Source organism: Anoxybacillus sp. ST4, assembly GCF_019448545.1.
Classification (GTDB): domain Bacteria; phylum Bacillota; class Bacilli; order Bacillales; family Anoxybacillaceae; genus Anoxybacillus; species Anoxybacillus pushchinoensis.
On the sequence record NZ_JAHZOE010000026.1, the window covers coordinates 23,816 to 32,730 of the forward strand.

Annotated in this window: 7 protein-coding genes; 5 read left to right on the plus strand and 2 right to left on the minus strand. The window is 39.2% G+C overall.

Annotated elements, in window-relative coordinates; all coding sequences use genetic code 11:
- The first annotated feature begins 42 nt into the window (after positions 1 to 42).
- Positions 43 to 2,103 (plus strand): GDYXXLXY domain-containing protein, encoded by a 2,061-nt coding sequence (locus K1I44_RS12705; protein WP_219986350.1) that lies wholly within the window; start codon positions 43 to 45, stop codon positions 2,101 to 2,103.
- Between the two features lie 36 nt (positions 2,104 to 2,139).
- On the opposite strand, the gene K1I44_RS12710 is transcribed toward K1I44_RS12705, so the two are convergent.
- Positions 2,140 to 2,889 carry a CAP domain-containing protein gene (locus K1I44_RS12710; protein ID WP_219986351.1) on the minus strand — a complete coding sequence of 250 codons (750 nt, stop codon included), beginning with the start codon at positions 2,887 to 2,889 and terminating at the stop codon, positions 2,140 to 2,142.
- Between the two features lie 228 nt (positions 2,890 to 3,117).
- Here K1I44_RS12710 and K1I44_RS12715 point away from each other — a divergent pair, with 228 nt between their 5' ends.
- The 4 genes from K1I44_RS12715 to K1I44_RS12730 all read left to right on the plus strand — a co-directional run bounded on the left by K1I44_RS12715 (position 3,118) and on the right by K1I44_RS12730 (position 8,365).
- On the plus strand, positions 3,118 to 4,515 hold the full coding sequence (locus K1I44_RS12715) for a PTS mannitol transporter subunit IIBC (protein WP_003397410.1): 1,398 nt from the start codon (positions 3,118 to 3,120) through the stop codon (positions 4,513 to 4,515).
- A gap of 189 nt (positions 4,516 to 4,704) precedes the next feature.
- A complete protein-coding gene (locus tag K1I44_RS12720; protein WP_219986352.1) occupies positions 4,705 to 6,780 on the plus strand; it encodes a BglG family transcription antiterminator in 2,076 nt (691 codons plus the stop codon).
- Positions 6,781 to 6,786: 6 nt separating this feature from the next.
- Complete coding sequence (locus K1I44_RS12725) at positions 6,787 to 7,218, plus strand: PTS mannitol transporter subunit IIA (RefSeq protein ID WP_004577718.1); 432 nt, start codon at positions 6,787 to 6,789, stop codon at positions 7,216 to 7,218.
- A 1-nt stretch (position 7,219) separates the two neighbouring features.
- A complete protein-coding gene (locus K1I44_RS12730; protein ID WP_219986353.1) occupies positions 7,220 to 8,365 on the plus strand; it encodes a mannitol-1-phosphate 5-dehydrogenase in 1,146 nt (381 codons plus the stop codon).
- A 25-nt stretch (positions 8,366 to 8,390) separates the two neighbouring features.
- Here K1I44_RS12730 and K1I44_RS12735 read toward each other — a convergent pair whose 3' ends face one another.
- Entirely contained in the window at positions 8,391 to 8,783 is a 393-nt protein-coding gene (locus K1I44_RS12735) for a hypothetical protein (protein ID WP_004577716.1), read from the minus strand.
- Positions 8,784 to 8,915 lie beyond the last annotated feature (132 nt).

The window sequence follows — 8,915 nt, forward strand, 5'->3', positions numbered from 1 at the left end:
ATAGTATAATGGTAAAAAGGCGAAGTTTAAGGAGGCCGTTATATGGCGCAACGCATTGTGAAAACAACATATTTGTTAGGGCTTTTGTTCCTCACTGCCGCGTTCGTTTATTTTTTCGCTTCGAATTGGCCTGAACTTGGACGATTGACGAAAGTTAGTATTGCAGCTGGCTTTATGGTTTTATTTTATGTTATGAGCGCGACTGTTTTTCGCTATCATTTATTAAGCAGATGGTTGTTTATTTTCGGAGCCATTACATTTGGTATTTGTGTTGCGTTAATCGGGCAAGTGTATAACTCACATGCTGATAGCTTTTTATTGTTTTTTGTTTGGCTTATTCCTACTTCTATTTTTGCTTGGCTTGCTCGCGACCGATTTCTTGTTGTGTTTAGCCTCGGATTGCTTCAACTAACGTTTTGGTTTTACTACTTTCCTTCTTCGTATCACATTGAAAGGGGAGAATGGACGTCATTTTTCATTTTATTGCTTTTTGTGATCATCAATGGCATCGTTGCATCGTTCAGTCGTCCATCTCTACTTTCTATTCTCGCTTATATGGCGATGCATAGTTGGCTGTTTGTTATCTTCATACAAGGAATATCATTTGAGCAATTTCGCTTTTGGCCATACGTGTATACCATCCTTTTCGTATTGTTTTTGTTATATGTAAAAAAACAGCCATATTTTATATGCACGGTATTGTTTACAGGTATGTTTGGGATCATTCAATATTTTCGGTTTGTTGAGCAGTATTTTGGTGGGAATGGGTATATATTCGGTCTTGTGCTAGCTGTCATCATCGTCTATATCGGTATTTACGGATTGCGATGGATGAAAAAACGTAGTAATGGAAAGGTAGAGAAATTTTTTATCGTTGCTTTTCAAATCATTGTCACCGTCGTTGCATCGATGATTGCTGTTGGAAGTATTATGCAGCTTCTTTCGTTTTGGTTCGATGCGTTTTCACCGTATGTATTGCTAAGCATATGTATTTTGCTATTTGTTACACCCGCATTATTATGGAAAAGACAAAATGATGTTGTTCGTTACACATTGCTTGCGATTGGATATATACTTGGGGCGTTTAGTGTGACTGAGGTTTCCTTGATTGTGATGAGTGCATATGTCGCTGTCTTGTTTCTTATTTCATGGCGTATGCCAGCAGGTGTACGAACGATGACAAATATCGCTGCATCCATTTATGTCGCTATGATGATGCTTGATGAATGGAGCGACATCCGTCTCACATTATTGACTGTATTTGTTTTTTATAGCGTCATCTATTGGTTCGCCAAACATATGTATGAGCGTTTTGTGTTTCTCGTTTTTTCGTTTACTTCACTCCTTCTATTGACAAGTGCAGATATTTTTTCTATAGATTGGATGTATGTCGGATGGAATATTGCATTTCTTTGTGCAGCCTCGTTCGTTCTTTTATTTCGTACAAATGAATATGAGCGCTCAATTGCTTGGGTGTATATGTGTTTGTTTCTCATATTAAAGTATTATGAATGGATATGGGATTTACTTCATAAATCGTTCACATTGGCTATTGTTGGTTTATGTTTGTTTACATTCGCTACATTTGTACAAAAAAGAAAAGCGATTTCGTTTTCCGTCCGTGAACAAAAATGGTTACCCCTTTTGGTCGTCATCACCTTACAAGTTGTATTTATCGCGTATGTGACATTTGATAAGGAACGACATATTCGGCATGGCGAGCAAATCAAATTGCAGCTTGAGCCCATCGATCCACGTTCACTTATTCAAGGAGATTATGTTCGTCTTCAATACGATATTTCAACAATTGAAGGGGTTGATGAATGGGGCAAAGTTCAAGTCATTTTACGAAAAGACGATACGGGGGTTCATCGATTTGTCGGTATTTATTCGGTTAATGGAAAGAAGCGCAATCCGCATTTGTACCGCGAGAGCGATGTGTTAGTGAATGGGAATATATATGGAAACACGATCATTTACGGAATTGAAACGTACTTTGTTCCGGAGAAGACAGGATTAAATATACAGCAACGTGCCCGCTTTGCGTATGTACGCGTCAGCCAATCAGGCGATGCGTTGTTAGAGAAAATTGTTGAGCAGTGAGAAGACCCGCCGCCTCACACCGAGACGGCGGGTTTCTTATTTCCCGATAAACATTTGTGTCCAATAATTTCCGTTTCCGTCAAATCCGACGCCAATATGTGTGAAATTGCGATTTAAAATGTTCGCTCGATGTCCTGCGCTATTCATCCATGCATTGACAACCTCTTGGGGTGTTCGCTGCCCTTTCGCAATGTTTTCCCCAGCTGTTCGATAAGAAACGCCAAAATCGCGCATCATATCAAACGGAGATCCGTATGTTGGACTTGTGTGCGAGAAATAATTATTTTTTTGCATGTCTTCTGATTTTTTCTGGGCAACAGAACTAAGTTGAGCGTCAGCGCGTAAAGCTGGCAGTCCTGCCCGCGCCCGTTCTTTATTTGTTAAGTCAATAACTTGTTGGGCATATTGACTAATATTTGTAGTCGGCGTTGTTTGTCTTGTCTGTTGCTGTGTTTGTTGTTGTGTTTGTCTGTTCGGTTGTGTTGGTGTTATTTGATTTGGACGTTGATACGCATTTGGTGCTTGCGTATAAGGTCTTGGTTGCATATACATTCTTTGTTGTTCGGTTAGTGATCGCCAATTTGTTGCGTCTTTCGGATCAATTGGAACAAATTTATAGCGAGCTTCTTGAATCAATATCGCTTTTGTATGCGGATATTGATTGCTCGATAGCGTTGTATGCAAAGCAGAAATGTTTGAACGGTTATTCATATCCATTGCGTTGTTACAACCGACAATGGTCAACAAACTTAAAGCAACAATGGATTTCGTCAGTTTCGTTATCATTTGTTCATCCCTCCTTAGCATGTATCATCCTCATGCATCATTAGTTTTTACAGCAATGAGACAAACTAAAGATGGGAATGGTTGAGAAATGTTTTTTCCTCTTTCTGTTTTTTAAAAATGACAAGATTGTGACAGACAAAATGATGTTTACTTTACATTGAACACAATCTGTAAGCGCTTTAATATTAAGCTATAGCAAGACAAAAATGAAAACGAGGAGGAGAGAACATGGAAAATCAAACAGGTTTTCGTGTTAAAGTGCAACGTTTTGGCAGTTATTTAAGCGGAATGATTATGCCAAACATCGGAGCATTTATTGCGTGGGGAATTATTACCGCGTTATTTATCCCAACAGGTTGGTGGCCAAGTGAAACATTCGCTAAATTAGTTGGACCGATGATTACGTATTTATTGCCATTATTAATTGGTTATACAGGCGGAAAAATGATTTACGATGTTCGCGGTGGAGTCGTCGGTGCAACGGCAACAATGGGGGTTATTGTCGGTTCAGACATCCCGATGTTTTTAGGTGCAATGATCATGGGTCCGCTTGGTGGATATGCGATCAAACAGTTTGACAAGCTCGTTCATGGAAAAGTCAAACAAGGTTTTGAAATGTTAGTCAATAACTTTTCAGCAGGTATTATTGGTGGATTGCTCACATTAGTCGCTTTTAAAGGAATTGGACCTGTCGTTTTAGGACTAAACAAAACATTGGCAGCAGGTGTAGAGGCGATTGTTAACGCGAAATTATTGCCTTTAGCAAACATCTTTATTGAACCAGCAAAAGTATTGTTTTTAAACAATGCGATTAATCATGGTATTTTAAGTCCTCTTGGTATTGAGCAAGCGGCGAAAACAGGGAAATCGATTTTATTCTTGCTTGAAACAAACCCAGGTCCAGGTCTCGGTATTTTACTTGCTTACTGGTTGTTTGGAAAGGGAATGGCGAAACAATCAGCGCCAGGTGCTGTGATCATTCATTTCCTCGGAGGAATTCACGAAATTTACTTCCCATATATTTTAATGCGTCCAGTATTAATTTTGGCGGCAATTGCCGGCGGTGTGAGCGGAGTATTTACATTCACATTATTTAATGCGGGTCTTGTCGCAGTTCCATCACCAGGAAGTATTTTCGCATTACTCGCTATGACACCGCGTGGTCATTATGTAGGTGTTCTTGCTGGTGTGATCGTTGCTGCTACTGTTTCTTTCTTAGTGGCATCATTCTTCTTGAAAACATCAAAACAAGAAGAAGGGGATTTAGAACAAGCAACAGAGCAAATGCAACAATTAAAAGGAAAGAAAAGCAGCGTTGCTTCAGTATTAAGCTCTACAGCACCAAAACAAGTAAAGAAAATTGTTTTTGCTTGTGATGCAGGGATGGGATCGAGTGCAATGGGTGCTTCGATTATGAGAAATAAAGTACAAAAAGCAGGTCTCGATATTGAGGTAACAAATACAGCTATTAACCAGTTACCGGGTGATGCGGACGTTGTGATTACACACCAAAACTTAACAGATCGCGCAAAAGAGAAGCTACCGAATGCGTATCACGTATCTGTAGAAAACTTCTTAAATAGTCCAAAATACGATGAGTTAATCGAAATGTTAAAAAGTGAATAACAAATAAACAAAAAGGTAAGTGACCAGCTTACCTTTTTGTTTCATATTTAAAAAATGTCAACATTCCGTACGACGAAAAAGTACTTTCTATTTGTTGTGATACAAAAAAATTAGCGATAAAATTTTCTTGAAAAAACATATACTTTTTAAAATTTGTCAACAATCGTTGCTGGCCAAGGAGGTGGGTGTATGTATATATCAGCAAGAGAAAGAAAAATATTGGATCTTTTATTGTTGCATCCAAAAGGAGTTACAGTAGGAGAAATAGCTAAGCAATTAGATGTTAGTGAACGAACAGTTCATCGCGATTTAAAAGGTGTTGAACAAGTCATTGAAGCGTACGACTTACAACTAATCAAAAAAGCAGGTGTTGGAATTCAAATTGTCGGTGACGAAGACAAAAAGCATCAATTGCAAATGTATTTGTTCCGTTTATCACATACGGAATATACGCCAGAAGAGCGGCAAACGATGATTTTAATTGCTTTATTAGAGTCAGGAGAGCCGGTGAAATTAATCTCTCTTGCCAACGATTTAAACGTCACTGTCGCCACCATCAGCAACGATTTAGACAAAATTGAAGAAAAAGTGAAAAAACATAGTCTTTCCCTCGTTCGAAAAAGAGGGTATGGAGTAGAAATTTGCGGCTCTGAGGCGGCAAAGCGTAAAATGATGAGCGAACTGTTATTTGATCATTTTGATGAGTCACACTTTTTTTCACTCATGAAAGAATCTATACAAAAAAAATCAACCGATCTTGTAAATACGGTAACCGAGAAACTGCTTGGATTTGTCGATAAGAAAAAATTATTCATGATTGAGCAGGAAATTGAAGCGATGAAAGATGATCTCCCATTCACCATTGCCGATAGTTCGTATATCGCGCTCGTCATTCATCTGGCGCTAGCAATTGAGCGCATTATGCAGGGAGAAGCTATTCATTTTGATGCTCAACATTTGCAGACAATTCGTGCTACAAAAGAATACGAGACAGCAGAAAAAATCGCTAAAAGGTTAGGGGATATATTCCATATTGTTATCCCTAACGAAGAAATTGGCTATATTACGATGCATTTAATGGGGGCAAAGTTACGAGCCCGTCGCGGATATATGCTAGAGGAAGCAAGTTTGGAAATTGCGATGAAGGTGCAGGAGCTTATTCGTTTCGTGAGCGATGAAATAGGTGTTGATTTCACAGATGACTATCCACTATATGAAGATCTAGTCGTTCATTTAAAACCAGCTTTATATCGCATTCAACATCATATGGGAATTACGAATCCATTGCTTCATAAAATTATGCAAGATTATAGTGAGTTATTTGATGTTGTTGAACGGGGTGTGGGTCATGTATTCCCGCATATGACGGTACCGAGAGAAGAAGTCGGATATTTAGTGCTTCATTTTGCATCAGCACTACTACGTGATAAGCAAGGAGTTCGTGCGCTTGTCATTTGTTCAAGTGGAATTGGGACGGCAAAAATATTAGCTACTCGTTTAAAAAAAGAAATACCAGATATCTCCCATATTGAACAAAAATCATTTTTCGATGTTCGGTACATGGATGTCAACGAATATGATCTTATTGTATCAACGGTTCCGATTCATACGTCCCGCCCATATTTTCTTGTAAACCCGATGTTGTCGGAAGAGGAAGTTGCTTCGATACGGCAATTTTTAAAAAAGAAAATGTTTTCTTCTCGCGCACAAAAAGCAACTCCGACGAAAAGGGGCATCGAAAAAATTCGTTCGATTCAAGTTGTAAGCGAAACGATTGTTCAATTGCTAAATGGCTTTTCTATGAGGGAGTTATTCTCTTGCACACTACAAGACGCGTTAATAGATGCGTGTACACAACTTGAGCAACATGGTGTCATTCGTACAAAAGGGCTAGTTGTCGAAGAATTGTTGCGGCGGGAACAAGCTGGTGGATTAGGAATTCCGAATACGTCTTTAGCGTTATATCACGCGCGAAGCGAAGCGGTGTTGTTGCCGTCATTTACGATATATACACTTACACATCCGCAAACGGTGATCGGTATGGATCAGCGGCCGATGCAAATGGATCGTCTGCTGCTGTTACTAGCGCCAAAAGATGCGCAGGACGGTATGTTACAAGTTCTCAGTCATGTCAGTTCGCTCATTATTAAAGACGGAGAAAGTATGGAATTATTTTCAAAAGGGAATAAAGAACAAATTCATACATTTTTAAGTACACAGTTAGAAAAATTTTTTTACGAACAACTTCAACAGCATAAGGAGTGAATCATAATGGCAGTTCTAGCAAAAGAAAACATCGTACTAGGTGCAAAAGTGAAAACGAAAGAAGAAGCGATCCGATTAGCGGGACGTGTTTTAGTTGAACGAGGATATGTAGAGGAATTTTATATTGATAAAATGTTTGAGCGAGAGGCGCTAACATCAACATATATGGGCAATTTTGTGGCGATTCCGCACGGTACAGAAGACGCAAAAAAACTCGTGAAACAGGCAGGTTTGTCAATCGTTCAAGTACCGAATGGCGTTGACTTTGGCGAGGGGAATATAGTGAAAATTTTAATTGGTATTGCAGGTAAGGACAATGAACATCTAGAAATTCTTTCAAAAGTCGCAATTGTATGTTCTGAGGAAGAAAACGTTCAAAAGATGATTGCAGCAACGACTGTAGAGGAAATTTTGCAATTATTAAGTGAGGTGAAATAACATGTTAGCGGTTCATTTTGGCGCAGGAAACATAGGAAGGGGATTTATCGGCAGTTTGTTGTCACAGTCAGGATATGACGTTGTATTTGTCGATGTAAATGAAAAAGTTGTAGAAGCGCTCCAGGAAAAAGGGCAGTATGAAGTGGTGATCGCAGGAGAAACGACGGAGAGACAAGTTGTTCGTAATGTATCGGCGCTGCATAGTCAACATCAACGAGATGAAATCATTGATCATCTTGCTCGTGCCCATTTAGTGACAACGGCTGTCGGACCAAATGTATTGCCGCTTATTTCACAAACAATTGCACAAGGGCTACAAAAACGATTAACGATATGTGCGCCGCCTGTGCATGTCATTGCTTGCGAAAACATGATCGGTGGTAGTGAATATTTAAAGAAATATGTATGGGAACACCTATCAGAACAAGAACAGGCATCTTTAAAAGACAAATGTGCTTTTTTAAATTGTGCTGTCGATCGGATTGTTCCAAATCAAAGCCACGAAGATCCGTTAACGGTTGTTGTTGAGCCGTTTTTCGAATGGGTTGTTGAGACGAAACAAGTGATTGGAAATGTTCCACACATTATCGGTGCCCGTTTTGTTGACGACTTACAGCCATACATCGAAAGAAAATTGTTTACTGTTAACACAGGGCACGCAATCGCTTCTTATTTAGGGTATCGTAAGAAATACGGGACGATTCATGAAGCGATGGCAGATCGGGATATTTTTGCTGATGTGACAAATGCTTTACGTGAATCAGGGAGAGTGCTTGTTCATCAATACGGTTGGGATGAAGCTGAACATCAAGCGTATATGGAAAAGATTGTTGAACGATTTATCAATCCTGCCATGACGGATGAAGTGACACGGGTGGCTCGTTCACCAATACGTAAACTTGGACCAAATGATCGCCTTATTCGGCCGGCGATGAAATATTATGAATGCTTCGGGGAAGTTCCTACATTTTTAGCAAAAGGCATCGCAGCGTTGCTGTTATTTGATTATGAAGGAGATACAGAAGCGGTACAGCTTCAACAAACGATAAAAGAAAGCGGAGTAGAAGGAGCACTTGTCACATATGCTCAAATTCCTTCTGATCATCCGCTTGTTGTAGAAATCAAAAAACAAATGCTTCATATGTAAGGGCCATCTCCATGGATGGCTTTTTTTACATTGTTTTTTTCTTAAACAGTTTACGAATAACTTCAGCAATGACGCCAACGACGATACCGAACGCTGAAATAACAAGAAAGGAGATTACGCTCGTTATATCACTCCACCCTTCATGGGCGCGGGTCATAGAAATAAAAAAGACGTTTATCATTCCAATGATTGCAAAAGTGAAAGATACAATAGTGAATGCCGCTTTGCCGAAAAACCCACCTGCGCCGATAATGCTCGCTAAAATGAAGGATATCACCGCAAAAGCAATCCATTGTTTAAAATCCATGGAGATGTCAAGTAACAAACGAGAACCGGCCAGTGTACAAAGAAAAAGAAAAAATAAAAACACACTAATCCCGTACCAGTGCTTCGATCGATTTTCAGGAAGCATGAACATCTTCTTCACTCCCTCTAAAAATGTTGATATATCAAGGTTTCTTGGCATCTTAGGGGTGCCAAAAAAATATTTTTCGACAAAACTCATCACATACTTTTTCATTTTTGTTTATATCTAACAACCCATAGGTAC

Bases quoted from the DNA above. Each gene is read 5' to 3' on its own strand.
- K1I44_RS12710 (WP_219986351.1), bottom strand. From the start codon at position 2,889: ATGATAACGAAACTGACGAAATCCATTGTTGCTTTAAGTTTGTTGACC.
- K1I44_RS12725 (WP_004577718.1), top strand. From the start codon at position 6,787: ATGGCAGTTCTAGCAAAAGAAAACATCGTACTAGGTGCAAAAGTGAAA.
- K1I44_RS12715 (WP_003397410.1), top strand. From the start codon at position 3,118: ATGGAAAATCAAACAGGTTTTCGTGTTAAAGTGCAACGTTTTGGCAGT.
- K1I44_RS12735 (WP_004577716.1), bottom strand. From the start codon at position 8,783: ATGTTCATGCTTCCTGAAAATCGATCGAAGCACTGGTACGGGATTAGT.
- K1I44_RS12730 (WP_219986353.1), top strand. From the start codon at position 7,220: ATGTTAGCGGTTCATTTTGGCGCAGGAAACATAGGAAGGGGATTTATC.
- K1I44_RS12705 (WP_219986350.1), top strand. From the start codon at position 43: ATGGCGCAACGCATTGTGAAAACAACATATTTGTTAGGGCTTTTGTTC.
- K1I44_RS12720 (WP_219986352.1), top strand. From the start codon at position 4,705: ATGTATATATCAGCAAGAGAAAGAAAAATATTGGATCTTTTATTGTTG.